At 67.3% G+C, this 25,818-nt stretch carries 25 protein-coding genes; 4 read left to right on the top strand and 21 right to left on the bottom strand.

All coding sequences use genetic code 11. The features are described 5' to 3' along the window. Positions 1-31: 31 nt before the first annotated feature. From cpaB to VAR608DRAFT_RS12860, 17 genes are all read right to left on the bottom strand, one after another. Positions 32-880: a Flp pilus assembly protein CpaB gene (gene cpaB / locus VAR608DRAFT_RS12785; RefSeq protein WP_088954406.1), complete on the bottom strand. Its 849-nt coding sequence runs from the start codon at positions 878-880 to the stop codon at positions 32-34. Between the two features lie 34 nt (positions 881-914). Next, positions 915-1,505 carry an A24 family peptidase gene (locus tag VAR608DRAFT_RS12790; protein WP_088954407.1) on the bottom strand — a complete coding sequence of 197 codons (591 nt, stop codon included), beginning with the start codon at positions 1,503-1,505 and terminating at the stop codon, positions 915-917. Positions 1,506-1,887: 382 nt separating this feature from the next. Further along, positions 1,888-2,685 carry an enoyl-CoA hydratase gene (locus tag VAR608DRAFT_RS37000; protein ID WP_157730889.1) on the bottom strand — a complete coding sequence of 266 codons (798 nt, stop codon included), beginning with the start codon at positions 2,683-2,685 and terminating at the stop codon, positions 1,888-1,890. Positions 2,686-2,753: 68 nt separating this feature from the next. Beyond that, entirely contained in the window at positions 2,754-3,248 is a 495-nt protein-coding gene (locus VAR608DRAFT_RS37005) for a hypothetical protein (RefSeq protein WP_157730891.1), read from the bottom strand. Further along, positions 3,245-4,279, bottom strand: coding sequence for a phosphotransferase family protein (locus VAR608DRAFT_RS12800; protein WP_157730893.1), 1,035 nt, complete (start codon positions 4,277-4,279; stop codon positions 3,245-3,247). Before VAR608DRAFT_RS12800 ends, VAR608DRAFT_RS37005 begins: the two co-directional genes overlap by 4 nt. A gap of 5 nt (positions 4,280-4,284) precedes the next feature. Then, positions 4,285-4,911 (bottom strand): histidine phosphatase family protein, encoded by a 627-nt coding sequence (locus tag VAR608DRAFT_RS12805; protein WP_157730895.1) that lies wholly within the window; start codon positions 4,909-4,911, stop codon positions 4,285-4,287. Then, positions 4,908-5,786: an SDR family oxidoreductase gene (locus VAR608DRAFT_RS12810; protein WP_088954410.1), complete on the bottom strand. Its 879-nt coding sequence runs from the start codon at positions 5,784-5,786 to the stop codon at positions 4,908-4,910. The genes VAR608DRAFT_RS12805 and VAR608DRAFT_RS12810 overlap by 4 nt, the downstream gene beginning before the upstream one ends. A gap of 14 nt (positions 5,787-5,800) precedes the next feature. Then, positions 5,801-6,949 carry an acyl-CoA dehydrogenase family protein gene (locus VAR608DRAFT_RS12815; protein ID WP_088954411.1) on the bottom strand — a complete coding sequence of 383 codons (1,149 nt, stop codon included), beginning with the start codon at positions 6,947-6,949 and terminating at the stop codon, positions 5,801-5,803. Between the two features lie 125 nt (positions 6,950-7,074). Continuing rightward, positions 7,075-7,881: an enoyl-CoA hydratase/isomerase family protein gene (locus tag VAR608DRAFT_RS12820; protein WP_088954412.1), complete on the bottom strand. Its 807-nt coding sequence runs from the start codon at positions 7,879-7,881 to the stop codon at positions 7,075-7,077. Beyond that, complete coding sequence (locus VAR608DRAFT_RS12825; RefSeq protein ID WP_088954413.1) at positions 7,874-9,694, bottom strand: AMP-dependent synthetase/ligase; 1,821 nt, start codon at positions 9,692-9,694, stop codon at positions 7,874-7,876. The genes VAR608DRAFT_RS12820 and VAR608DRAFT_RS12825 overlap by 8 nt, the downstream gene beginning before the upstream one ends. After that, entirely contained in the window at positions 9,691-10,518 is an 828-nt protein-coding gene (locus VAR608DRAFT_RS12830; RefSeq protein WP_088954414.1) for an ABC transporter ATP-binding protein, read from the bottom strand. Before VAR608DRAFT_RS12830 ends, VAR608DRAFT_RS12825 begins: the two co-directional genes overlap by 4 nt. After that, a complete protein-coding gene (locus tag VAR608DRAFT_RS12835; protein ID WP_157730897.1) occupies positions 10,503-11,702 on the bottom strand; it encodes an ABC transporter substrate-binding protein in 1,200 nt (399 codons plus the stop codon). The genes VAR608DRAFT_RS12830 and VAR608DRAFT_RS12835 overlap by 16 nt, the downstream gene beginning before the upstream one ends. Positions 11,703-11,737: 35 nt before the next feature. Beyond that, a complete protein-coding gene (locus tag VAR608DRAFT_RS12840; RefSeq protein ID WP_088954416.1) occupies positions 11,738-12,775 on the bottom strand; it encodes a branched-chain amino acid ABC transporter permease in 1,038 nt (345 codons plus the stop codon). 4 nt (positions 12,776-12,779) lie between these two features. Further along, entirely contained in the window at positions 12,780-13,667 is an 888-nt protein-coding gene (locus VAR608DRAFT_RS12845) for a branched-chain amino acid ABC transporter permease (RefSeq protein WP_088954417.1), read from the bottom strand. Then, entirely contained in the window at positions 13,667-14,551 is an 885-nt protein-coding gene (locus tag VAR608DRAFT_RS12850) for an ABC transporter ATP-binding protein (RefSeq protein WP_088958756.1), read from the bottom strand. The genes VAR608DRAFT_RS12845 and VAR608DRAFT_RS12850 overlap by 1 nt, the downstream gene beginning before the upstream one ends. Before the next feature lie 136 nt (positions 14,552-14,687). Further along, positions 14,688-16,346, bottom strand: a complete 1,659-nt coding sequence (locus VAR608DRAFT_RS12855; protein WP_088954418.1) for an AMP-binding protein — start codon at positions 16,344-16,346, stop codon at positions 14,688-14,690. A 1,233-nt stretch (positions 16,347-17,579) separates the two neighbouring features. After that, entirely contained in the window at positions 17,580-18,059 is a 480-nt protein-coding gene (locus VAR608DRAFT_RS12860) for an Lrp/AsnC family transcriptional regulator (RefSeq protein WP_088954419.1), read from the bottom strand. Between the two features lie 122 nt (positions 18,060-18,181). Here VAR608DRAFT_RS12860 and VAR608DRAFT_RS12865 point away from each other — a divergent pair, with 122 nt between their 5' ends. The 3 genes from VAR608DRAFT_RS12865 (at position 18,182) to VAR608DRAFT_RS12875 (ending at position 20,333) form a co-directional block, all read left to right on the top strand. Beyond that, positions 18,182-19,492 (top strand): trans-sulfuration enzyme family protein, encoded by a 1,311-nt coding sequence (locus VAR608DRAFT_RS12865; RefSeq protein ID WP_088954420.1) that lies wholly within the window; start codon positions 18,182-18,184, stop codon positions 19,490-19,492. 27 nt (positions 19,493-19,519) lie between these two features. After that, complete coding sequence (locus VAR608DRAFT_RS12870; RefSeq protein WP_088954421.1) at positions 19,520-20,068, top strand: OsmC family protein; 549 nt, start codon at positions 19,520-19,522, stop codon at positions 20,066-20,068. 76 nt (positions 20,069-20,144) lie between these two features. Beyond that, complete coding sequence (locus tag VAR608DRAFT_RS12875; RefSeq protein ID WP_088954422.1) at positions 20,145-20,333, top strand: hypothetical protein; 189 nt, start codon at positions 20,145-20,147, stop codon at positions 20,331-20,333. Between the two features lie 140 nt (positions 20,334-20,473). Here VAR608DRAFT_RS12875 and VAR608DRAFT_RS12880 read toward each other — a convergent pair whose 3' ends face one another. From VAR608DRAFT_RS12880 to VAR608DRAFT_RS12895, 4 genes are all read right to left on the bottom strand, one after another. After that, entirely contained in the window at positions 20,474-21,313 is an 840-nt protein-coding gene (locus VAR608DRAFT_RS12880; protein WP_157730899.1) for an ABC transporter substrate-binding protein, read from the bottom strand. Between the two features lie 482 nt (positions 21,314-21,795). Then, positions 21,796-22,263 carry a MarR family winged helix-turn-helix transcriptional regulator gene (locus tag VAR608DRAFT_RS12885; RefSeq protein WP_088954424.1) on the bottom strand — a complete coding sequence of 156 codons (468 nt, stop codon included), beginning with the start codon at positions 22,261-22,263 and terminating at the stop codon, positions 21,796-21,798. Between the two features lie 81 nt (positions 22,264-22,344). Next, complete coding sequence (locus VAR608DRAFT_RS12890; RefSeq protein ID WP_088954425.1) at positions 22,345-23,277, bottom strand: 3-keto-5-aminohexanoate cleavage protein; 933 nt, start codon at positions 23,275-23,277, stop codon at positions 22,345-22,347. 29 nt (positions 23,278-23,306) lie between these two features. Then, on the bottom strand, positions 23,307-24,221 hold the full coding sequence (locus VAR608DRAFT_RS12895; protein ID WP_088954426.1) for an SDR family NAD(P)-dependent oxidoreductase: 915 nt from the start codon (positions 24,219-24,221) through the stop codon (positions 23,307-23,309). A gap of 137 nt (positions 24,222-24,358) precedes the next feature. Between VAR608DRAFT_RS12895 and VAR608DRAFT_RS12900 the strand changes: the two genes are divergently transcribed. Beyond that, the gene (locus VAR608DRAFT_RS12900) at positions 24,359-25,816 is read left to right on the top strand and encodes a 3-oxoacyl-[acyl-carrier-protein] synthase III C-terminal domain-containing protein (protein WP_197700517.1); all 1,458 of its coding nucleotides are present in this window, start codon (positions 24,359-24,361) and stop codon (positions 25,814-25,816) included. The last annotated feature ends 2 nt before the right edge of the window (positions 25,817-25,818 follow it).

The raw sequence follows: 25,818 nt of genomic DNA on the forward strand, positions 1-25,818 counted from the left end.
GGTCACGAGCTGGGCTCCTCGGGTGATGAGTTCAGAAACAGCTCAGCGAGCGGCTGGCGTTCTGCACGACTTCGACGCATTGCGACGCGGGCAGGGCCACCGGCCGGGGCCGGGGCGCATTGGGCTTGGCTTCGGACACGACCTTGGCGGGCGCCAGCGCCGCCGCGGGCGCTTCCTTGATGCCGAAGAGCTGGTTCTTGGTGATGCCGTCGGTGGCCACGGTGTCGCCGTCGATCTGGTTGCGCAGCACCAGCGACAGGGTGCCGACGCTGCGCGCGAGGTCGAGCTTCTCGGAGTCCTCGAGACTCAGTTCGAGCGTCACGGCGCTTACCACCTTGGGCTTGGTGTCGTCGCGGCCTGCCTCCTGGGCCACGGCCAGCACGAGCACGCGTTCGAGCACGGTCTTGCTGATCGGCCTGGCTTCCTCGCCCTTGCCCTTGTCCTGCTGGGCATGGACCACCACGTCCACGTAGTTGCCCGGCAGCGCGAAGCCCGCGACGCCGACGACGTCGTTGACCCGCACGGTCATCGCGCGCTTGCCCGGCGAGATCACGGCCGAGAGGCCGCCCTGCGTGCCCTTGGGCGCGAGCTTGCCTTCGAGCACCGCCTCGCCGCGCAGGATGCCGACTTTCGCGACGCGCTCCTGCAGGTCCTTGAGGTCCGAGTAGGTGCCTGGCGGCAGCGAGCCGCTGGGCCAGTCGGTGACCGAGAGCATCTGCTCGTTGATGCGACTGCCGAGCTCGATATCGACAGTCGCCACGACCACCTTGTTCGATGCAATGCTGCCCTTGCGGGCGACCCAGCCGGCCGCATAGACCGCGGCGGCCAGGCCGAGCAGGACGGCCAGGATCATCAGGGAAATGGCTTTGAGATTCCTCATGGGTTTGCCCCTTGCTTTCGTGCTTCGAGACGGGCTACGACGCGTAGCCCAGTTGCCGGGCTACCACGTAGCCGATGGTTCCGAGGGCGATGCTGACCCCGTATGGCAGCTTGCCGACAGACTTGGTGACGGTGCCTTGCATGTCCGGCCGCGTGCTGGTGATCGCGGCCAGGATCAGGCTGCCGAAGATGCCCTTGATGTTGAGCAGCACGCGCCCGAAGGCCCGGTGCGCGATGCCGTAGCCGAGGGCGAAGATGCCGCCCACGATGAACACGTAGAGCGCGGCATAGAACGCATCGCTCGCGCCGAGAAAGGCACCCGCCATCGCCATGAGCTTGACGTCGCCCGCACCCATGGCGCGCAGGATGTACATGGGCAGCATCAGCAGGAGCCCGACCCACAGGCCGCCGAAGGCCCACAAGAATCCCGCGTGGAAGGGAAACGGGACGACCGTGTTGTAGATCAGCGCAAAGGTCGCGCCGCCATAGGTCAGCCAGTTCGGGATCTTGAACGTCCGGTAGTCGCGGGCGGCGCCGATCACCAGGAGAGCAATCAGCACGCTCGTGCGCGGATCTGTCAGCAGCATGCCGAGCAGTTCGAGCAGGGATCGGAATTCCGCGTTCATATGTGTATGAAAGAATTACTTGTAAGCCAATGTAGTTACAGGGGGAACGGGGCACATGAGAGATTCATCCCCTTTTGCATGGGACTTAACTCCCATGCCCTACGGCCCTACCTAGTACGAAAGTCCTAGGATTTGGTTGAACTCGGTTTGAAGCCCGCGCCTGCCGGGCGCGGCGGGGCACTGACTCGGCGCGGTCATGGAATCCACGCGCACCCTCAAAGCATTGATCGAGGCGAATCGCGCCGCATCGGCATTGCGCTGAAACCTTTCCGGCCGAGGCGCCTGCCGGTGGGCTGAGGTGCGCCTGTGGAGCGCCGAGGAGCGCACTGCAGCCGGCTTCGCCTGCGAAGACAACCCACCGGCAGGCGCCCCGGCCCGCCCGCTATCTGGATTTCTTCCGCCGCGCAACCATCGCAGCCACGCGCGCATCGATCGAGGCGCGGTCGGCTTGCGAGTTGTTCTCGATCGAAAGACGGCGCTCCAGCGCCAGCGCTTCGTTCATGCCCAGCGCCGCGCCTTCGTCGAGCAGCCGCTTGTAGGCCTTGAGCGTTTCGGGAACGGCGGCGGCCATCTGGCGTGCGATCTCCTCGGCCTTGGGCATCAGCGCCTCGGGCTCGACGACATGGTTGACCATGCCCCAGTCGAGCGCTTCCTCTGCGCCGAGGTAGCGCCCGGTGAACGCGAGCTCCTTCGCGCGCGCGAGGCCGATGACCCGCGCCATGCGAACCGATCCGCCCCAGCCCGGCAGCAGGCCGACATGCGCGTGCGTATCGGCGAAGCGCGCCTGCGTCGATGCCACGAGCAGATCGCATGAGAGCGCGATCTCGAGCCCGCCGGTCATCGCGAGCCCGTTGATCGCACCGATCACGGGACCGCTGAAGGCGCGAATGGCGCGCACCGGATCGTTGTCGTACGCGCCGGCGGCGATCTCGCCGGTCGCACCCCATTCGTCGAGGTCCATGCCGGCGGAGAAGGCACGGCCCGCGCCGGTAAGCACCAGCACGCGCACGCTGGGGTCCTGTTCAAGCGCCGCCAGCGCGTCGACGAACTCGCGGCGCAGCTCGTTCGACAGCGTGTTCAGTCTCTCGGGCCGGTTCAGCACCACGGTCGCGAAGCCGTCGTCGCTGCGCGCGATCTCCAGCGTGCGGTAGCGCGCGGGCTGCGAGTCTGCTTGGGCCATGCGGCTCACTGTACCTTGCACTCCGGGCTCGGCGTCTGCGTTCCTGGTCCGTGGTCTGCGGATCAAACTCAGCTCTCGCGGCCGCTCGACATCTCCGCAAAAAGCGGAAGCGGCGAGTTCTTCAGTTCGATCGCGATCTCGGCGCGCATCGAGTCGCGCAGCAGGGCTTCGAGTTCGGCCGCCAGCGGCGCCCCGAGGCCGGCCTGCTGCGCTTCGAGCCAACCCAGCAGCGCGCAGATCGCGCCATTGACCTCGTCGCGCAACCTCAGCAGCTCGGCGACCGAGGCGCACTCCAGCGCGGGCCGCGCCGGCAACTCCGGCAGGCGCACCGCCGGCGCCCTGTCCCGCACGAGCGCCGCGAACCGGTCCAGCGTGTCGAAGTGCTTGCCGACCTGCTCGCGCAGGAAGCCGGCGGACCAGTCGGCGCGCACCTTGAAGGTGTTCAGCAGGTTGATGACGCCGTAGACCTGGCCGCGCGCGAATTCGTCGTGAAGCCGCGTGAGCACTTCCTCGCGCAGCGTGGCGTTCATGCCGTCGATGAGGCGGGCAAAGGAGTTGTTCATCGTCTCCCCTCGATGGTCTTTTCCATCTGCCTGAGGCAGGTTGCGACCTGGCTGCCCATCGCCGGCATGCGCATGTCGTTGAAGCGCCCTTCCTCGAAGCAGCGCGCCGCCGCCATGTGGGTGGCCGCCAGCTTGAGCAGCGACAGCGCCTGGTAGTAGCGCACCGAGGGCATCGAGACCTCGAAGCCCGCCTTCTCGCCGTAGCGCGCATAGAACCACTCGGGCTCGGCAAGGCGGCAGATCAGCTTGCTGCCGCCCATGTACATCGGCAGGCTCGCCCAGCCCAGGTCTTCATGCGGATCGCCGAGATGCACCAGCTCCCAGTCGAGGATCGCCGTGATGCGCCCGCCATGTTCGAGGAAGTTGCCGGTGCGGTAGTCGCCGTGCACGATCGACACGCGCGGCGCCTCGGGGCAATGCGCCTTGAGCCAGCGCACGCCCCAATCGGCGAGAGGATAGGGCCGCATCGCCCAGCGCGCGATCTGGGCTTCCCAGTGCTCGACGTTCAGCCGTGCTGTGTTCTGCGCGGTGATGCCGTGCGCGAGCTCGGCGACCGGCTTGCTCTGCCACGGGACGCGGTGCAATGCGGCCAGTGCATCGATGAACTGCTCGGCGAGACGGCGGCGCAAGCTGTCTTCGAGGCCCGGCTCGTTGGCCGAGACCCAGGGCACCACTGCCTCGCCCGAGACCTTCTCGCAGAACATGAACGGCGCACCGAGGATCGACGGATCGTCGCTGCTCCAGTAGGCACGCGGCACCGGCACCTCGCTGCCTTCGAGCGACTGCATCGACAGCACCTGCGGGCGCGCGCTGTAGGGCGCGAAGAGGCCATAGTCCGGGCCGAGCCGCAGGATGAGTTCGCGCGTGTCGGTGTCGCCGTCGATGCCGCTCACCGGCACCGAGTAGGTGAGCCACGAGAAGCCGACCGGAAAGCGCCGCACCGGCCCGATCTCGACCGGATGGCCGAGTTGCGCTGCGAGATAGTCGGCGATCTTCGGCGCCAGCGCGGCATCGTCCATGAGCGTTTGCATTGGAGTCAGTCGGAAGAGGTTCTGGCGCGAGGCGCAGGTTTCACCAATGGCGGCAGGTGGTTGCGCTCGTTCACGCTCGCGACACCGATCGCGCCGCCGGGCAGCGCGCGCAGCCGCGTCATCGACGCGTAGCCGGGCGCGAAGTGAACGAGGCGCGGCAGGCCCAGCGCATGCGACAGCACCACGTTGATCGGCAGGCCGTGCGTGAACACCGCGACGTGCGCGTCGCTCGGCAGCTCGCCGATGGTGGCGCCGAGCGCGTCCAGCACGCCGCTGCGGAATGCCGCCGTGTCGCCGCCGAAGAAGGCGATCGGGTCGTCGAGAAAGCGCGACCACTCGCTTTCCCCGAGTGCGCGCAGGGTCTCGGTGGAGCGGTAGCGGCCCGCGTGCCGGTCGGCCTCGGCCCAGCCATCGATCGTCTCGATCGCCAGGCCGAGCCGCTGCGCGAGCGGCTGCGCCGTCTGAAAGGCTCGCGTCATCGGGCTGCTCACGATGCGCGTGATGCCTTCCAGCGCCAGCCGGTCGGCCACCGCGCGCGCCTGCGCAACGCCGTCGGCGCGCAGCGGCGGATCGTGCGGCCGCTCGTGATCGTCTTCGTCGGGACGCCCGTGGCGAACGAGCACGATCTTCACGACTTCGGAACCCCCTCGGTCAACAGTTTTGGCTGCTTGGCGCGGTGGAAGCCTTCGAACGGCTTGCTTCGGTCGGATGGCTGCAGCTTCCAGGTGCCGCGCGCATTCGGCGTGCCGCCGTCAACCCGCACGCAGGTGCCGGTGATGTACGCGGCTGCCGGCGAAAGCAGAAACACGATCGCCGCCGACAGTTCGGCCTCGGTGCCGTAACGCTGCAGGGGCACGGTCGGCGGATATTCGAGGATCTTCGCCTGCGCTTCCGGCGTGTAGGCGTCGAAGCCGCTGGAGGCAATGCCGCCCGGCGCGACGGTGTTCACGCGCACCCCCGATGCGGCCCATTCGCAGGCCGCGGTTTCGCTCAAGGTCAGCATGCCGCCGCGCGCCGCGCCCGAGTGGGCGTAGTCGGGCCAGCCGTTCCAGATGTCGGCAATGATGTTCACGATGGCGCCGCCATTGGCCTCCATCCAGCGCGTGTAGACCTCGCGCATGAAGATGAAGCCGCCGGTCAGATTGGTGCGTACCACGGCCTCGAAGCCCTTGGTCGACAGTGTCTTCATGGGGGCGCGGTACTGACCGCCGGCATTGTTCACGAGGCCGTCGATGCGACCCCGCGCCTTCAGCACGGCGTCGATCACCTCTGCCACCTGCGCTTCCTCGCGAATGTCGCAGGCATGCGTGCTGACGCTGCCGCCGTCCTCGATGATCTCGGCGGCCACCGCCTCGAGCTTCTCGGGCTTGCGGCCGACAAGCACGACGTGGGCGCCCAGGGAGGCCAGCTCGTGCGCGGTGCAGCGGCCGATGCCGCTGCCCCCGCCGGTGACGATGATGGTCCGGCCCTCGAAGACGCCGGGGCGGAATACCGAGTGATACGACATGATGATGCTCCTGATCAGTACTGCACCGCGTCACGCCCGATGCGGCCGCGGGCGATGATGAGCTTCATGATCTGGGCGGTTCCGTCGCCGATCTCCAGCCCCATCACGTCGCGCATGCGCTGCTGGTGCGGCAGATCCTTGCTCCAGCCGTAGTGGCCGAAGGTCAGCAGGCACTGGTGGATGACGTCGAATGCGTTGCGCGGCCCCATCCATTTGCACATCGCGGCTTCCGACGTATGCGGCTGGCCGGCGTCGCGCAACGCCAGCGCGTGATAGCAGAGCTGGCGCACCGCGGCAATCTGCGATTCGCCCTCGGCGAGCGGGAAGCTCACGCCCTGGAACTGGCCGATCGGCTTGCCGAAGGCCTCTCGCTCCTTCGCATAGGCCCAGGCTTCGTCGAGCGAGGCCTGCGCGGCACCGACGCACTGGAGTCCGATCAGCGCGCGGCTGTAGTCGAAGCCTTGCATGACCTGCGTGAAGCCCTTGCCCTCGTCACCCAGCATGTGGCTGGCCGGCACCTTCACATCGTCGAAGAAGACCGAGCCGCGACCGATGATCGCGCTGCCCACGTCGTCGAAATGCGTGCGCTGGATGCCGGGCGTCTCGGCCGGGATGAAGAAGGCCGACACGCCCTTGGCGCCATCCTCGGGCTTGCCCGTGCGCGCGAAGATCAGGTAGGCATCCGCGCGGTCGGCGAAGGTGATCGAGGTCTTCTCGCCGTTGATGACGTAGTGGTCGCCGTCGCGCCGCGCGCGCAGTTGCAGGTTGCTCGCGTCCGAGCCGCCGCGCGGCTCGGTCAGGCAGATCGCGACCACGGCTTCGCCGCGGATCATGCGCGGCACCCATTCCTCGACCACCGCCGGCTGCGCATGGCGGATCAGGATCGCAGCGTTGAGCGACACGCCGACCGGCACCGCGCTGATGTTGAAGTCGCCGTAGGCCAGCTCCTCCGCGATGATCCCGGTCGTGACCGCATCCGAGCCGAGGCCGCCGAGGCGCTCCGGCAGGTCGACGCCGATCAGGCCGAGGCGGCCCATCTCTCGCAGCAGGTCGCGGTCGAGCACGCCGAGCTTCTCGCGCTTCTGGTAATCGGGGAGAAGGCGCTCACGCGCGAACCGGCGTGCCGATTCCTGGAGTGCCTTCTGGTCTTCGGTCAGAACCATGGATGTCTCTTCCGTGTTGTCTAGGGACGGCCGGTGGCTCCGGCCGCTGGAAGCCATATCGTACACTGGCGTACGATCAGCATCAATATACTTTTGGATCGAACCGGCCGTCGCTGCAGGGCTGCTCATGCGCCGCGCTTTGGGCGACCGATCAAAGCCTGCGCAGCGCGCTGGAGATCCCCCGTGGTGCGCGCGAGGATCTGCGTGCGGTTCTCCAGCTCGATCGCGCCGGCGAGGCTCGCGCTTTCGAGGTTGGCCCAGCCGCCGCGCTTGGTCATCCAGACCGCGAAGGCGCTGTGGGCGGCGATGCTCCGCGCCATCTCCAGGGCGCACGGCATCAATGCATCGTCGTCGACCACTTCGCTCACGAGGCCGATGCGCGCGGCCTCCTCCGCCTGAACCATCCGGCCGGTCAGCATCATCTCGAACGAACGCGAGCTGCCGACGGCGCGCGGCAGCAGCCAGCTCACACCGATGTCGCAACTCGACATGCCGACCTTGACGAACGCGGCGTTGAACGAGGCGGATTTCGCGGCGATGCGGATCTCGGCTGCGAGCGCGATGCCGAGCCCCGCGCCGTTGGCCGGCCCGTTGACGGCCGCGATCACCGGCTGGCGCAGGCCGCGCAGGCGCGTGACGAGGCCCGCGAACAGCTCCTGCCGCTTCGTCCACGCCTGCGTCTCGCCATATTCGCTACCCGGCGCATCGCCGGCCAGTGACAGATCGAAACCCGCGCAGAAGCCGCGGCCCTCGCCGGTCACGATCAGCACGCGGCAACCGTCATCGGCATCGACGCGGTCGAGCAGCTCGCCGATGAGGCGAACGGTCGCGTCGTCGAGCGCATTGAGCCGCTCGGGCCGCGCGATGCGCAGCACCGCGACCCCTTCTGCGGCCCCTTCCAGCGTCGCTCCGCGCGGCAGCGCCTCAGGCATAGATCGCCTCGATCACATCCGCATATTTCTCCGCGATCGACTTGCGCCGCACCTTCATCGTCGCCGTGACTTCGCCGTCGTCGTGGTCGAGTTCCTTCACCAGCAGATGGAACTTGCGCACCTGCTGCACCTGCGCGAGCCTTGCATTGACCGCCGCGACCTCGCCGTCGATCAGCGCCCTCACCTTCTCCTCTTCGACCAGGCTCTTGTAGTTGGTGTAGGCTAGCCCATGCGCCTCGGCCCAGTTGGCGACGTTGTCGAAATCGATCTGCAGCAGCGCCGAGACGAAGCGGCGCCGGTCCGCGATCACGATCGCCTCCTTGATGAAGGGCGAGATGCGCAGCGCGTTCTCGATCTCCGACGGCGTGATGTTCTTGCCGCCGGCGGTGATCATGATGTCCTTCTTGCGGTCGATGATGCGCAGCTCGCGGCCGGCGGGGCCGTCGTCCCAGCGCGCCACATCACCGGTATGCAGCCAGCCTTCGGCGTCGATCGCCTCCGCCGTGGCCTCGGCATTGCGGTAGTAGCCGCGGAACACCACGTCGCCGCGGATGAGGATCTCGCCGTCATCCGCGAGCTGCACTTCGACGCCCGGATACGGCACGCCGACCGTGCCGACCGGCGATGCATCGCTGGGCTGCATGGTGGTCGCGCCCGAGGCTTCGGTGAGTCCGTAGGCTTCTCGGATCGGCACGCCGAGCACGCGGAAGAAATGCAGGATGTCCGGCGCGATCGGCGCACCGGACGAGATCGCCACCCGGCAGCGGCGCAAGCCCACGTAGTTGAGCAGCGCGCGCAGGACGACCACATACCAGAAGGCCCACGCGATGCGCTGTCCCAGGCTGCGACTCGCGCGCGGCGCATCCGCGAAGCGGCCCACCGAGGCCATCGCGCGCTGGTACAGCGCCAAGCGCCAGCCGCCGGCCTCGCGCAGCTTGGTCTGGATCGAGGCGTGGAACTTCTCCCAGATGCGCGGCACGCCGAAGAACACCTGCGGCGAGAGCTCGCGCAGGTCTTCCTGCACCGTGCGCAGGCTCTCGGCGAAGTTGACCACCGCGCCGGTCGTCAGCGGCACATGGATCGAGAACATCTGCTCGGCCACATGGCACAGCGGCAGGTAGGAGACGAGCGCGTCGCCCTCGCTGCACCCCAGCACCGAGTTGAGGCCGCGCGCCGCGCTGCCGAGACCGCGCCAAGTCATCTGCGCGGCCTTGGGCCGGCCGGTGGAGCCCGAGGTGAAGACGATCAGGCCGATGTCGTCCAAACTTTGTTCAGCAGCCAGCGCTTCGATGCGGCCCGGCTGAGCCGACGCGAGCCGCTGCCCCTGCGCAACCAGCGCATCGAATTCGTGGATGCCCGCGCGGTCGTAGTGCCTGAGGCCGCGCGGATCGATCACCACCACATGCCGCAACTCGGGCAGGTTGGCGCGAACCGACAGCACCTTGTCGAGCTGCTCCTGGTCCTCGCAGACGATGATGGGTGCGCCAGCGAGCTGGAGCAGGTATTCGATTTCCACGCCCGGCGAGGTCGGATACACGCCCGCGACGATGCCGCCCGCGAGTCCGACGCCGAACTGCGCGAGCACCCACTCGATGCGGTTCTCGCCGAGGATCGCGACCTTGTCGCCGCGCTGCAGGCCGAGTTCCAGAAGCGACAGCGCGAACCAGCCCGAGCGCTCGGCATAGCCGCGCCAGGTGGTCGGCTGCCAGATGCCGAACTGCTTCTGCCGCAGCGCGACCGCGTCCGGCCGCACGCGCGCCCAGCGCAGCAGTTGCTGCGGCGGCGTCAGTTGGCTGAGTTCGTCCGTGTTCATGACAACCACCGTTTGCGGCGCTTGTAGTGCTTGATCTCGCGGAAGCTCACCTGCCCCTCGCCGCTCTCGCCGCTGCCGAGGTAGAAGCGCTGCACGTCGGCATCTCCGAGCAGCTTGTCCTTCGGGCCATTGATCACGATGCGCCCGTTCTCCATGATGTAGCCGTAGTCGGCGACGCCGAGCGCCACCTTCGCGTTCTGTTCCACCAGCAGCATCGCGACGCCCTGCTCGCGGTTGATGCGGGCGATGATCGAGAAGATGTCCTTCACCACCAGCGGCGCGAGGCCGAGCGAGGGTTCGTCGAGCAGGATGAGCCTGGGCTGCCCGATCAGCGCGCGAGCGATCGCGAGCATCTGCTGCTCGCCGCCCGAGAGGTAGCCCGACAGCTGCTTGCGCCGTTCCTTGAGGCGCGGGAAGTAGTGGAACACGCCCTCGATGTCGAGCCCGCGCCCGCCGCTGCGCCCGCTGAGCGCATTCGCGGCCGCGACGAGGTTCTCGTCCACCGTGAGTTCGGCGAACACATGCCGCCCTTCGCGCACGTGCGCGAGCCCGCGCCGCGGCAGCACATGCGGCGCCCAGCGCTCGATGTCCTCGCCGAAGAAGCGGATCCGCCCGCTGGCCACGCGGCCGTTCTCCAGCGGCAGGATGCCCGAGGCCGCCTTCAGCGTGGTCGTCTTGCCCGCGCCGTTGGAACCGAGCAAGGCCACCACCTTGCCGTCGGGCACCTCGATCGACAGCCCGCGCAGCGCCTGCACCGAGTGGTTGTAGACCACCTCGATGTTGGCGATCGACAGCGCCGGCGTGCCGCTCACACCTTCAGCCATGAGCTTGCGGGCTCCATCGTCTTGGTCTTCGGGTCGTACCGGTAGATGCGGCCGACCGGCGCCTGGTGCTTGCTCAGGTCCACCAGCGTGCCGAAGATGCCGCCCGAATCCCATTCCTTCATCGACTCCAGCGCGGCCTTCATGCTCTGCAGCGTGAGCGGCTTGTTGGCCTTGATGCAGCGCTCCGCGATCTCGGCGAACACCATCCCCGAGAGCCACGAGCTGACGTAGAACGGCGAGATGTTCTTCATGTCGGGCCGGTTCCTGGCGGCGAAGTCGCGCATCGCGTTGATCATGGTCGAGTCGGTCTCGTGGCCGTAGCGGTACGGGCTCACGCCGCTGAGCGACTCGCCCATCGCGCCGAGCGCGTCGTAGGCGGGCTTGTCGAGGCCCCAGGCGGTGCCCATCACCTGGCTCTGCAGGCCGGCCTCGCGCATCTGGCGCACGAACTCCGGCATGGGCGCGAGGATGTAGCCCTGGAAGATCACGATGTCCGGCCGCGCGCGGCGCAGCTTGGCGACCTCCGGCGCGACATCGATGCCGGCCTGCTTGGTCACGATCTCGGAGACGATCGGCAGGCCGAGCTTTTCCGCGCGCGCCTTGCCCGCCGGAATGCCGTCACGGCCGAACTCGGTGTCGGCATAGACATAGGCGATCTTGGGCTTGTCGCTCTTCGACCAAGTCTTGGCAATGTACTCCATCAGGATCTCGTGCATCGAGCCGTAGATCGGCCCCGGCACGAAGTGCTGCGGCATGCCGACCGGATCGGCCATCGAGCTCGCGAGCGAGGTGGAGGAGGTCATGATCGTGCCGGCCGCGACCGCGTCCTGCGCCACCGCCTTGGCCCACTGCGTGCTGTCACCATAGAAGAAGGTCGGCTTCTCCGACGCCATGAGCTTCTTGAAGATCGCCACGCCCTGGTCGAGCTTGAAGCCGCTGTCCTCCGACACGTAGCGCAGCTTGCGGCCGCCCACGCCGCCATTGGCGTTCTTCCACAGCACGAAGTCGTTGAGCCCGTTGTTCATCGCCGTCCCCGCGAAAGCGAAGATGCCGGTGATCGGCTGCGAGGCGGCGATCACGATGTCGCCCTTGGCCTGTGCCGACGCGCGCTGCATCGCGAACGGGCCGAGCGCTGCGGCGCTGCCCGCGGCCTGGATCAACTTGCGCCTCAGAAAATCGGTCATGACGGTCTCCTTGGTTTGTAGATGAATGGCTTGGCTCAGGTGATGAAGGGCCAGAGGTGGAAGGCGCGGCGCACGCGGGTCCATATCGCCGACAGCCCGTGCGGCTCGAAGATCAGGAAGACGATGATCAAGAGGCCGAACACCACCTGCCCCATCGGCAGCAGCAGCCCGGCAACACCCGGCGCCCACTCGGCCAGCCCGTGCGCCACGAGGCGCAGCACCTCGGGCACGAAGGTCATGAACGCCGCGCCGAGGATGCTGCCGAGCACCGTCGCGCCGCCGACGATGATCGCCGCGAGGTAGTAGATCGACAGCGTGAAGGTGAAGTACTCGGGCGTGATGTTCCCGTAGAAGTAGCCCAGCAGCCCGCCTGCCACGCCCGCATAGAACGCACCGAGCGCGAAGGCCAGCAGCTTGGTGCGCAGCAGGCTCACGCCGAGGATCTCGGCCGAGATGTCGCGGTCGCGCACCGCGATGAAGGCACGGCCGATATAGCTGCGCTGCAGATTGCGCGTCGCCAGCGCCGCGATCAGCACACAGGCGTAGATCAGGTAGAAGTTGCGGTGGTCGCCGATGAACTCGAAGCCGAACAGGCTCGCGCGCGGGATCGAGGTGCCCGGCACGCCACCGGTCACCGGCTCCCACTCGCGGAAGATGAAGGTCAGGATGAAGTGCGCGGCCAGCGTGGCGATCGCGAGGTAGATGCCCTTCACGCGAAGGCTCGGCAGCCCGACCACGATGCCGATCGCCGCAGCCAGCAATCCTCCGAGCGGCAGCGCGAAGTAGAACGGCACGCCCAGCTTCGCGAGCCAGGCCACGGTGTAGCAGCCCACGCCGAGGAAGGCCGCATGCGCGAGCGAGATCTGGCCGGTGCTGCCGGTGGTGATGTTGAGGCCCAGCGTCGCGATGATGTGGATGCCGACGATGCATGCCATCGCCAGCACATAGTCGCCGCCGTAGAACGGCAAGGCGAGCAGCGCGATGACGAACACCGCGATCGAACGTCGCGCCGCGGGTGAATCCCAGAGCTGTTCCTCGGAACGATGGGACTCGTGGAAGACACCGGTGCGCATGGGTTCAGAGCCTTTCGATGGAACGGGTGCCGAAGATGCCGTGCGGCCGCATCACGAGGATCGCGAGCACCACCACGTAGGGCACGAGGTCGCGGGCCTTGCCGCCGAGGTAGCCGGCGGCGACCGCGTCGATCCAGCCGACGATCAGGCTCGCGACGATCGCTCCCACGATGCTGTCGAGGCCGCCGAGGATGATCACCGCGAAGGCCGCGAGCGCCGTCGAGGCCAGCAGCGGCGAAAGGTTGGCCGAGGTCGCGATCAGCACCCCCGCCACGGTGCCGACGAGGCTGGAGAGGATCCAGGTGAGCCTTTGCGCATGCCGGATGTCGATGCCCATGGTCGCCGCCGTCACCGGATCGCTCGCGGTGGCGCGCAGAGCGATGCCCGTCTTCGAATAGCGGAAGAAGGCGATGAAGGCGCCGATGAGCACCGCCGCGACCGCGAAGTTGCCGATCGCGGTACCGGGGATCAGCACTTCGCCCAGGTTGAGCGGCATGCGCGGCAGGAGCGGCGGCACGGTGAAGGTGTCGCCGCCCCAGATGGCTTCGACCGTGCCGTGCACGATGCTCGCCATGCCGATGGTCGCCATCAGCACCGACACGGTGGGCTGCCCCGACAGCGGCCGCAGCACCATGCGCTCGACCAGCACCGCAAGCACCGCGATCGCCGCCAGCGACAGCACGAAAGCCGGGATCGGGCCGAGCCCGAAGCTGACGTGCGCTGCGTAGTAGAGGTAGGCGCCGAGCATCATCACCTCGCCCACCGCGAAGTTGACGACGCCGGTGCCCTTGTAGACCAGCACGAAGCTCAGCGCGACCAGCGCGAGCACGCCGCCCGAGAGCAGGCCGATGGTGCTGAACTCGATGAATTCGTAGACGCTCGCCATGTCCATCACCGCGCTCCTTCTTCTTCGTCCGCGCCCAGGTAGGCCTGGATCACGTCCGGATGGCTGCGCACCTCGGCGGGCGTCCCGCTCGCGATGACCTGGCCGAAGTTGAGGACCACCACGTGGCTCGAGATGTCCATCACCATGCCCATGTCGTGCTCCACCAGGAGCACCGTGACGCCCCACTCCTCTTGCACGTCGAGGATGAAGCGCGCCATGTCCTCGGTTTCCTCGCGGTTCATGCCGGCGACCGGCTCGTCGAGCATCAGCACGCGCGGGCGCATCGCGAGCGCGCGGGCGAGTTCGACGCGCTTCTGCAGGCCGTAGGACAGTGACTCCACCTGCCGGTGGCGCAGGTGGTCGATTTCGAGGAAGTCGATCACGCGGCGCTCGACCTCGTCGCGCAGCGCGAGTTCCTCGTCACGCGCGGAAGGCGTGCGCGCGAGGCTCTGGAGCAGCCCGGCGCGCATCGTGTGGTGGCCACCGAGCTTGATGTTCTCGAGCACGCTCAAGCCGTGGAACAGCGCGATGTTCTGGAAGGTCCGCGCCAGCCCGCGCGCAGCGCGGCGGTGCACCGGCGTCGAGGTGATGTCCTGCCCATCGAGCACGATGCGCCCGGCCGCCGGCCGGTAGAAGCCCGAGATGGTGTTGAACACGCTGGTCTTGCCCGCGCCGTTGGGACCGATCACCGAGGTGATCCGCCCCGGCGCGGCGGTGAAGGAAACCCCGCGCAGCGCGTGGATGCCGGCGAAGCGAAGGTCCACGCCCTCGACCGCGAGCGACGCGCCGGCCGCCGCCACGGCAGCCGCCACGGCAGCCGCCCCCGCGGCGGCCGCGGAAGACGTGGCTGGAAGATCCCTCTGTAGATTGGTGGAAGCCGCGAAGTCCATGCGCCAGATCCGATTGCTGCGAGCGGGCCCGAAGCGGATGCCCATCGAGGTCCGGCACCACGCCGGAGACTTCAAAAAATAATACGCTACTGTACGGTACGCAATATCAGTGCTTACCCGCGAGCAGCGGCGCGGCTCAGGCGCCGGGCGCCTGCATCTCGGTGCCGAAGGCCTTGGCGCGTTCCTTCAGGATGAACTTCTGGATCTTGCCGCTCGGCGTGCGCGGCACGCCCTCGATGATCTCGACGCGCTCGGGCCAATACTGCTTGGCGACCTTGCACTCGGCCATGTAGGCCTGCACCGCCGCGAGATCGAGCGTCGCGCCCGGGCGCAGCTCGACGAAGGCGCAGGCGCGCTCGCCGAGCCGCGCATCCGGGTAGCCGACGATCGCCGCCAACGCGACCGCCGGGTGCTTGTAGAGCAGCGCCTCGATCTCGACCACCGGCACGTTCTCGCCGCCGCGGATCAGCACGTCCTTCGTGCGGCCGTTGATGCGGATGTAGCCCTCGGCGTCCATGTAGGCGAGGTCGCCGGTGTCGAACCAGCCTTCGGCGTCATAGGTCGGGATGTCGGGCCGCTTGTAGTAGCCCAGCGACATCTGCGCGCCGCGCACCAGCAGGCGGCCGGTCTGGCCGAGCGACAGCGGCTTGCCGTCGAAGTCGACGATGCGGATCTCCACGCCGTCGAGCGGGCGGCCGTCGGTCTTCGAGGACTTGTCGGCGGCGCGGGCAGGCTCGGTCAACGTGCTCGACAGCGATTCGGTCATGCCCCAGAGCGAGCAGACCTTGAGGTCGAGTTCACGCGCGGCGCGCTCGATCAGCACCGGCGGAATCGGCGCCCCGCCGCACAGGAAGGAGCGCAGCGCGGTCGGCCGCGGCGCGCCTTCGGCCACCGCGTTGCAGATGTCGGAGAGGAACGGCGACGAGGCGGCGGTGTAGGTCACGCCTTCGGCGGCCATGATCGTCACGCCGCGGCGCGCTTCCCAGATGTCCTGCAGCACCACGGTCGAGCCGAGGAAGACGCCGAGCACCATCACCGCCGCATAGCCGGTCATGTGGCCGAGCGGCGAGCAGGCCAGCAGCACGTCGTCCGCCGTGAGGCCGAAGCGGCCCGAGAGCGCCTTGTTGCAGGCCAGCAGCGTGTTGCAGCTGTGCATGACGCCCTTGGGCGAACCGGTGGTGCCGGAAGTGAACATCATCACCGCCAGTTCCTCGGCCACGAGCGCCGACCCGGCCGGCGTGACCGCGGCCTCGATGCGGTGCTTGCCCTGCAGCAGCAGGCGGTCGAAGGCATTGGGGCCGTCGCCGTCGACGACGATGACCTGCTGGAGTTTCGGCAGCTTCTTCTTCAGCTCCTGCGCCATCGCCGCGTGGTCGAAGCCGCGGAACATCGCCGGCACCACGAACACCTTGGCCTCGGCGAAGCCGAGCATGAATTCCAGCTCGCGCTCCCGGAAGATCGGCATCAGCGGATTCACCACCGCGCCGATGCGGCCGCAGGCGAGCGAGACCACGACGAACTCCCACCAGTTGGGCACCTGCACCGCCACGATGTCGCCGTGGCCGACGCCGAGGTCGCGCAGGGCACCGGCGGCCAGCGCCACCTTGTCGCCGAGCGCCTGGTAGCTGATGCGCACCGGATCGGCGCGATCCGCGCGCCAGCCTACCAGCGCATCCTTGGTCGGCGCGCGGCGGATCGCCTCGCAGAGGCAGTCGTCGATCGTCCTGTCGAGCCACCAACCACCCGCCCGCATCGCCTGTCCGTGCGCGACCGGATCGAATTCCTTGACCGTCATTCCAGCATCTCCAGAGTAGTGTCGAAAGGGCCGGTGCGCACCAATTGCGCGGCCCGAGCCGATTTAGTTCACTACTGTACGATACGTGGATTAATGATCCGTCGCAAGCCCGGCGATATCCGGGAAAGCGAGTACTCCGAGCCTGGATCCGGTCCGGCCGGGGCGCCTGTGGGTGGGCTGCGGTGCTTCGGTGGGGCGGTCGGCGCTGCGCGCCGACTTCCCTGCGGTGCTCGCGCGGCCGGCGCGCCGCAGAACTCGCTACGTGCCCCTGCGGTGCACTGCGCTCAAACAGCTGCGGCGAGTCAGTTCACGAAGCGCGTGTCTTCGCACGCGCAGCCGGCCGCACTGCGCTCCTCGGCGCCCCACAGGCGCACCACAGCCCACCCACAGACGCCCCGGCTGGAGAGGTTGTGGCGGTTTCGGCGAGGGCGCGCGCGGCTTTCATGGCCGCGCCGCGTCAGTGCAAGGCCCGCTGCACCGATTCGATCGCCTCGCACACGGTCTGCATGCGCCGCTGCGTCTCGGCGTTGATGCAGGTGACCAGCGCCCTCAGCTCACCGGGCTCGACGTCGAACTCTTCGAACGCCTGCCGGCGATGCGGTGACAGAAAGCTTTGCAGGCATTCGAAGGCGAGGAGCGTGTCGCGCAGGTTGTACCACTCGTCGATGGCGTTCAGCGCGGCGCCTCGGGGCCTTGCGCTTCTTGGACTTCGAATCGCTGGATGTGCGCGCGGATGCGCGGGCAGACTTGGCCATTTTTGGGCCTCCCTAAGTTCCGGTTTGCAGAAACCGTCGCGCTCGCTTCCAAACGAGGGCGGCGGCTCGAACGGGTTGGAAGACCGGGGAAGTTCTCACGAAAAAACCGGCAGGGCTCGCGCCCTCCCGTCCGAGCCGCCGAAAACCGGGGCGCGAACGCAATGTAGAAGCCGTTTTCGGTCTCGTACTGAACTTCTACAGAAAGCAACTTTGACCCAGCACGTCGTGCTTCGTCGCGCATTGCCGCCGAGCCCGAAGCTCCTCGGTCTTGACCGACTACAGTCGGCCATCACCAGTCGTTCCGGGTCATACCCGACCCTTCGGCGCCGCTACCCCAAGGAGTAACTCAGTGCGTCAAATTCGCTGGCCGAAAGCGGGCACACGTCCAACATCCAACTTCGTTGCAAGTCGGCGCCGATGCCCGCCTCGATCGAGTCACTGTTGGCGCGCGCTGTGATGTAGTCGCGCTGAAAGCGACTCAGAGACCCACCGGCAGCGCGCCGCCGGTCTTGACCTCCTTGAGCGTGAAGCTCGTGTAGATGTCCTTGACGCCTGGTAGCGAGCGGATCTTCTCGCGCACCAGCCTCGCGAACGCCTCGTGATCTGCGGCGACCAGCTCGAGCTGGTAGTCGTATTGGCCGGACAGGTTCTGGCAGGCGATCACCTCGGGTAGAGCGACCACTTGGCGCTCGAAGCTGGCCGCTGTCCGTGGAGTGTGGTCCTCCATGCGCAGGCTGACGAAGCCGTGGACGCTCAGACCGAGCTGCCGTCGTTCGAGGCGGGCGTGATAGCCAAGGATGAATCCACCGCGTTCGAGCAGTTGCACGCGGCGCCAGCATGGCGACTGCGACAACGAGACCTTCTCGGCGAGTTCTGCCATCGTCAGCCGGGCATTGGCCTGCAGCGCCTCGAGGATCAGGCGGTCGGTCCGATCGAGGTCGCGCTCTGATTCGCTCATCTTTGCAATCCCAGATCATTGGAAGGAACTTCCAATGAACAGTCTGTTGATCAGCAAACTTTAGCAAATCTTTCCTCGTCGGCCCCCGGATACTTCCTGAGCTGCTTCCAAGGACCACACCGATGAGCGACACCATCAAAGGCGACCCGAGCGTCGTGCCCACCGGCGTCGGCCGCGCTGGCTGGGTCGACCAGCTGGCGCGCAGGCGCCAGCCCGGACCTTCCCGCATCGGGCATGTCAACGACGCACCGCTGCGTGCCCTGCACGAAGCCACCCGAGCCGTGCACTCGGGCAGCTTCGACGATCCGTCCACCGGTGCCGTTGGCACGCCGATCTACCAGACGTCGACCTTCATCCTCGGCGAGGAGCAGTACCGCGCCGTCGAAGAAGGCTATGCGCGCGACCGCTTCATCTATACGCGATACGGCAACCCCAGCCAATGGGCGGTGCAGGAAAAGCTGGCGGCGCTGGAAGGCGCCGAGTCGGCGCTCGTCTTCGCCAGCGGCATGGCCGCGATATCGGCGTCGGTGCTGGCAATGCTCGACAAGGGCGCGCACATCGTTGCTTCCGACGAGCTCTACGGCGGTACCTACAACCTCTTCCACCACGACCTGCCGTCGCTCGGGTTCACGGTGAGCTACGTCAGCCCGCGCGACATCGCTGCAGTGCAGGCAGCCGTTCGCCCGAACACGATGCTGCTGTACTTCGAGGCGATGACCAACCCGCTTCTGAAGGTGGTCGACGTCGCGGCGCTGGCCGAGGTGGCCCGCGGCAGTGGCGCGCGGCTGATGATCGACGCCACCTTCGTCACGCCGCTGGGCTGCCGGCCGCTCGAACTGGGTGCCGACATGGTGGTGCACTCCTGCACCAAGTACCTCAACGGACACAGCGACCTGGTCGCCGGCGTGGCGCTGGGCAGTCGCAAGCTGATGGACATGGTGTGGCCGCGGCTGCTGGCTTTCGGCGGTTGCCTCGACCCGCACGCCTGCTTTCTGCTCGAGCGCGGGCTCAAGACACTGGCGGTGCGCATGCGTGCCCACCAGGAGGGCGCGCTCAAGGTGGCGGAGTTCCTGTCAGGCCATCCACGCGTGCGCAAGACCCTCTACCCAGGCCTCGCGTCGCACCCGGATCATCAACTCGCGCGGCGCACGTTGCGCAACACAGGCGGCATGGTGAGCTTCAACGTCGCCAGCGATGCGCAGGCGCTCGCGCTGCTGCAACGCCTGCACCTGATGCGTGAGGCGACCAGCCTGGGTGGCGTCGAGACGCTGATCAGCCTGCCGTTCAATACCTCGCACGCTGCATTCACCGCCGCTCAACGCGCGCGCCTGGGCATCGAGCCGGGCTGCGTGCGCCTGTCGGTCGGCATCGAGCATCCCGACGATCTGATTGCCGACCTCGACGCAGCGCTCACCGCGATGCCCGAGGCCTGAACCCCGCCACCATCGAAGGAGCACCCCATGCGCAACGGCATTCCCGCCGCCGGCCTGTCCGAACTGAGCTACGAGATCCGCGACAACCCGAGGCAAGGCATCGCCACCTATGGCGTGGCCGTGCGCTGGCTGTCGGGCACGCGGGCCCAGGTGAGCACGCTGCCGATGACCATTGGCGCGCATCGCGTCAACCGGGACTTCAGCTGGATGATCGACGAGCCGCGCCAGCTCGGCGGTGCCAACCATGCGCCCAACCCGCAGGAGTACCTTCTGTCGGGCCTGGGTGCCTGCATCATGGTCGGGTTCGCGGTGGGCGCCACGGTGATGGGCATCCAGCTCTCGACACTCGAAATCGAGCTGCGTTCGACGCTCGACCTCGCCGGCTTCCTCGATGCCCGCAGGGGCGCGCCCGTGCCGATGACGGGCATCGAGTACACGGTGCGCGTCGACGGCGATGGCACGGCCGAGCAGTACGAGCGGCTGCGCCAGCAGGCCGAGGCACACAGCCCGAATGCGATGTCGATGCTGCAGGGCGTGCCGTTGAGCGGGCGCCTTTCATTGACGCAGGCAGCGTGATCGCTTCGACCACGCTGGAGATCGCGCGCGATGAACATGCCCACGCCCCTGGGCGCAGCGAGTTGCAGGCGCTGTGGTGCGCTTTCCAGGTGACGAGGACGCAGCGGAGACGCGCGAGTGGCTCGATGCATTGGCGTCGCTGGTCCAGGCGTCCGGGCCCGAGCGCGCACGCTTCATCCTCGACGCGCTGCAGGAGGCAAGCTCGATGTTTGCAAGGGGCGCGGTGCTGCTGCTCGCGTTGGAGGGGCAGGTCTCCTGGACCTAAACGTCAGCCAGCTGGCAGGAAGCGGCCGGTTAGGCGCGCGTCGTTGAATGTCGGCTATCGCTGCTGCAGTCCCGCGGCTCAGTTCGGCCATGACCAGACGTTCACGCCTCGGCCAGAATCTTGAATGGAACCGCTACCAATCATCTGATCACCTGGTTTGCGCTCAGAAGGAGGGACCGAGGCACCGTGACGCCCAGCGCGTTCGCCGTCCTCAAGTTGACGATCAACTCGTAGTGCCTGGCTTGCGAAAGTGCCATGTCTGACGGCTTGGCTCCATTCAGGATGTTGTAGACCCTTGCTGCACACTCAACGGCGAGTTCTTCCCAGTCAACGGAGTAGCTCAGGAGGAGTCCCGACTCTGCGAATGCCCTTCCTTCTGCGATTGCGGGTAGCCGGTATCGCTCAGTCAAGGCTGCAATGTGGGACACGTAGGATGTTGCGACCGGCGAGCTAGCGATCGAGACGCCACGAATGCCTTGGGCGACGATCTGCTCGAAACACGTCGCGAAGTCACTTGCCTCTTCAAAGAAGAAGAAGCGAATCCGGCCGGTGCGCCCTGCAGGTGTCTGCTTGTATTCTTCCTCCAGTACCTGCATTGGCCATGCCCCGGGCCCGCGTCCGGTAAGCACACCGACAGTGGCATCGTCTCCGATCACAAAGGTTAGCAACTGCAAGCGCTTGAGGTCCAGCTGCCTCACATAGATGAAATTTCCAGTCAGATTGCCGCCAGGATGCGACAGGCTGGCCACGATCCCACGCTCTACTGGATCGCTGGAAAGCAAGAACACGATCGGAATCGAAGTCGTTGCTCTTGCCACTGCCTTGATGGCCACAGTGCCGGTTGCAACGAAGATCACGTCCGGCTGCAAGGCCACCAATTCGGCGGCTGTAGCGTCCAGATGCGAGATATCGCTCGCCGATCGAGTTTCGATCTGAAGATTTGACTTCTCCGTCAGCCCCAATCTCCGCAGTTCATTCATGAACGGCTTCGCGATCCAGGGCTGGGGCTCAATGAGCCATAACACACCGACGCGATAGATCTTCCTGCTAGTCTGCGCCCGAGCGAGGTGAGTTGCAAGCGGAGCACATACGAGTGCCAGAGCGACCGCTCTGCGCAACCTGGTTGGCGTGGCCAACATCGTTCCTTCGGAATGGAGCATTTGACATCTCCCCCTTGGGCCAGGCGCCCCTCAACCCTCAGGGACGGCGGAAGGTCCAATTGTCTTCCCTTCATCGCAGTGGCGCTAGGGTCCCGGCGAGCGCTAAGTCGGCCAGGGAGCGCACTACGGCCATTGACAGATCCTCCTTGTCGGACCACTAACGCTTGACGCCTGCGGCCGGCAGATAGTTCAGCCCCACGGATCGCCCACCCTCCAAACCAGCACAGCGTCCCTTCGCGGCAGGAGCCCATGCCCCCAGACCCCCTGCCGCGACGCGCGCCTCCAACCAACGCAAAGGCAAGTCAGGCCGCTTCGTCGGCCTGCAGGTAGGTCAGCAGATTGCGCTTCATCGCGTCAAGGGTCGTCGCCGCGACCTCGAGCTTGGCGTCGGCCAGCCCGTCGAGGATCTGCTCGTTGAGCTGGTGGCTCACCTTGCGCATGCGAGTGATGAGCTGCTTGCTCTTGGGTTCGAGGTAGACGCGGTTCACGCGCCGGTCGGTGGCGTCGGCACCCCGGCGCACCAGGCCGGATTTTTCGAGGCGGTCGATGAGGCCGCCCACCGCGACCTTGCCGAGATCGAGCTCCTCGGCCAGCTGGGACTGCGTCATGCCGTCCTCGCGCGACAGATAGGCCAGCACCCACCACTGGGAGCGGGTGACGTTGAGCGGCTTGAGACACCGGTCGAACGCGCTGCGGCGCAAGCGCGACACGTCGTGGATCAGAAACCCGAGCCGCAGCTCCCAGTCGGTCGAATGTGCTTCATTTGCCATGGTGCGCCGCCCGCCGTCGGCGGCGGGTCTCTTACTGTAATGATGCGTACATTCTAGCGACTGACTGTATGCGTGTGGGGTCTAGAACGCGACAGCGTCCTTGCCCTTGAGCGCCAGGATCTCCCGCGCCTCGGCCGGCGTGGCGACCGCAAGGCCCAGTCCTTCGATGATCTCGCGCGCCTTGCGCACCTGCTGCGCGTTCGATTCGGCGAGCTTGCCGGCGCCGATCCAGAGGCTGTCCTCGAGGCCGACGCGCACGTTGCCGCCCATGGACGCGGCCATCGCCGCGATCGGCATCTGGCTGCGCCCCGCGCCGAGCACCGACCAGCGGTAGTCCTTGCCGAAGAGCCGGTCCGCCGTGCGCTTCATGTGCATCACGTCGTCCGGGTGGCTGCCGATGCCGCCGAGGATGCCGAACACCGTCTGCACGAAGAACGGCGCCTTGACCATGCCGCGATCGACGAAATGCGCGAGGTTGTAGAGGTGCGAGGTGTCGTAGCACTCGAACTCGTAGCGGGTCTGGTTGGCCGACAGTTCCGTGAGCACGGTTTCCAGGTCGCCGTAGGTGTTGCGGAAGATCAGGTCCTTGCTGCCTTCGAGGTACGGGCGCTCCCAGTCGAACTTGAATTCCTTGAAGCGGTTCAGCATCGGGAACAGGCCGAAGTTCATGGTTCCCATGTTCATCGACGCCACTTCGGGCTTGAGCACCTTGGCGGGCAGCATCCGCTCCTGCACCGTCATGTAGGGCGAGCCGCCGGTCGTGAGGTTGATGACCGCGTCGGAGCGCGCCTTGATGTCCTTCAGGAAGGGCACGAAGGCCTCGGGCCGCTGGTCGGGCTTGCCGGTGACCGGGTCGCGCGCATGCAGGTGGATGATTGCCGCGCCCGCCTCGGCCGCGCCCACCGCCGCGTCGGCGATTTCCTCGGGCGTCACCGGCAGGTAGGGCGACATCGACGGCGTGTGGATCGCGCCGGTGACGGCGCAGGTGATGATGACTTTGCCTTGCGTGGACATGCGTGTCTCCTCATTGCGTGTGGATGGATTCAAACGGGGTCCCAGGTGAAGACGTCGCCCGAGCGGTCGAGGGGGAAGAAGCTCGCGCGCAGCATCGGCAGCGCCGTCTCCAGCACGGTCTCGGGCGTCCAGCCTTCGCCGCGGTGCGCGCTGCGGATCGGCCTTGGCTGGCTGAAAAGATAGATCTCGTTGTTGCGCACGCCGAAGATCTGGCCGGTCACGTCGCGTGCATCGTCCGCGCACAGGCCGACGACGAAAGGCGCGATGCGCTCGGGCACCAGCTTCTTGAGGCCGTCGACGCGCTTCTTCTGCTCGGGCGTTTCGCTCGGGATGGAATCGATCATGCGCGTCCAGGCAAACGGCGCGACCGCGTTCGAGCGCACGCCGAACTTCTGCATGTCGAGCGCGATCGACTTCGACAGCCCCGCGATCCCCAGCTTGGCGGCGCTGTAGTTCGCCTGCCCGAAGTTGCCGATGAGCCCCGACGTCGAGGTCATGTGCACATACGAGCCACTGCCCTGCTCCTTGAAATGCGGCGCCGCAGCGCGGCTGACGTTGAAGCTGCCCTTGAGATGCACCGCGACCACCTGGTCGAACTCGGGCTCGCTCATGCGGTGGAACATCACGTCGCGCAGGATGCCGGCGTTGTTGACCACGATGTCGATGCGCCCGAAGGTGTCGACCGCGGCCTGCACCATCCGGTTGGCGTCGCCCCAGTCGGCGACGGAGCCGCCGTCGACGATCGCCTCGCCGCCCGCGGCGCGGATCGCCGCCGCGACCTCGTTCGCGGGCTGCTCGGTGCCGGACTGCCCGTCGAGCGACGCGCCGAGATCGTTGACTACCACCTTGGCGCCGGCCTCTGCCATCGCGAGCGCGATGCCGCGCCCGAGCCCACGCCCACCACCGGTGACCAGCGCCACCTTGCCTGCTAGAAGTTTGCTCAATCCAGTCTCCTTGGAGGCCGCGTCGAGGGTAAACCCCTGCTCAACCCCGATTTTGCGGCTTGCGAAAATATCGTGCACTAGCGTACCATGCACCACATGATGATGTACAGCAGGCCCGAAGGCAGCCGCCAAATTCCATGACCGATTCCGAGACCGTCTTCGGCCTGCTCGCCACCGCCCGCTACGTGCCGCGCCTGCGTCTGGAGCGCAGCGAAGTCGCGGCCCAGCACCGCTGGATGGCGCCGGGCCTCAAGTCGCTCGCCAAGGGGCAGCGCGCCATCGCCAACTGGGACGAGGACGCGGTCACGATGGCGGTCGAGGCCAGCCGTGCGCTGCTCGCCTCGGCGCCTGTCAGCGGCGCGGCCGAGCTGACGCTGGCGTCCACCACGCATCCGTTTGCCGATCGGCTGAACGCCGGCATCGTCGCTGCCGCCACCGGCCTCGGCGACGCCACGATGGCGCGCGACGTGGCGTCGAGCGCGCGCGCCGCGCTGACCGAGCTGATCGATTCGCTGCGCCGCCCCGCCGCTGGCGCGACCCGCATCGTGGTGGCGTCGGAACGCCGCCTTGCCAAGCCCGCGAGCGCGCAGGAGCTGATCTTCGGCGACGGCGCCGCCGCCGCGTCGGTCGGCACCGGCCGAGCGATCGCCACGCTCGTCGCCGCGCGCAGCCTGCAGGCAGACCTGGTCGACCACTTCCGCGAGGCCGGTGAGCGCTATGACTACGGCTGGGAAGAACGCTGGGTGCGCGACGAGGGTTACATGAAGCTCGCGGCGGGTACCATCCGGCAGTGCCTGAAGGACGCGGGCGTGAGCGCCGCCGATATCCGCCATTTCGCGCTCCCGGCGCCGCTGCCGCGGGTCAACGAGGCGGTGGCGAAGCGGGTCGGCATTTCGCCGGAAGCACTGGTTTCGACAGCGGCCGACACGGTCGGCGACCTCGGTTGCGCGCAGCCGCTCGCGATGCTCGACATCGCGCTGCGCGACGCCGCACCCGGCGCATTGGTCATGGTGGTGGCCTTCGGCAGCGGCTGCGACGTGCTGCTGCTCGAGCGCACCGCCGTGCCCTGCCCCGGCGCCGCGCCCGACGCGGGCAAGCCCGAGACCAGTTATCTCAAGTACCTGTCGTTCACCGGCCAGCTCGACCTCGCCTGGGGCATGCGCGCCGAGATGGACAACAAGACCGCGCTCACCGCGGCATGGCGCGACCACACGCGCACCGAGCGCTTCGAGGGCGGTTGCTGCTCGCGCTGCGGCACGGTGCAGTTCCCCCGTTCGCGCCTGTGCGTCAATCCCGAATGCAGGGCGCAGGACACGCAGGCGCCGGTCAGCCTCGCCGACCGGCCGGCGCGCGTGCTCTCGCACACCAGCGACTTCCTCGCCTACACGCCCGCGCCGCCGTTCCAGTTCGGCCACATCGACTTCGAGGGCGGCGGCCGCGTGCTGATGGAGTTCGCCGACACCGATCGCGAGGAGCTCGCGGTCGGGCTGCCGCTGCGCATGGTCTACCGCATCAAGGACCTCGATGCGGCGCGCGGGTTCCGCCGCTATTTCTGGAAGGCCACGCCGCTGCGCGGCCACGCCACCCCCGCCTGACG

Origin of the sequence: Variovorax sp. HW608 (assembly GCF_900090195.1) — a bacterium.
Classification (GTDB): Bacteria; Pseudomonadota; Gammaproteobacteria; order Burkholderiales; family Burkholderiaceae_C; genus Variovorax.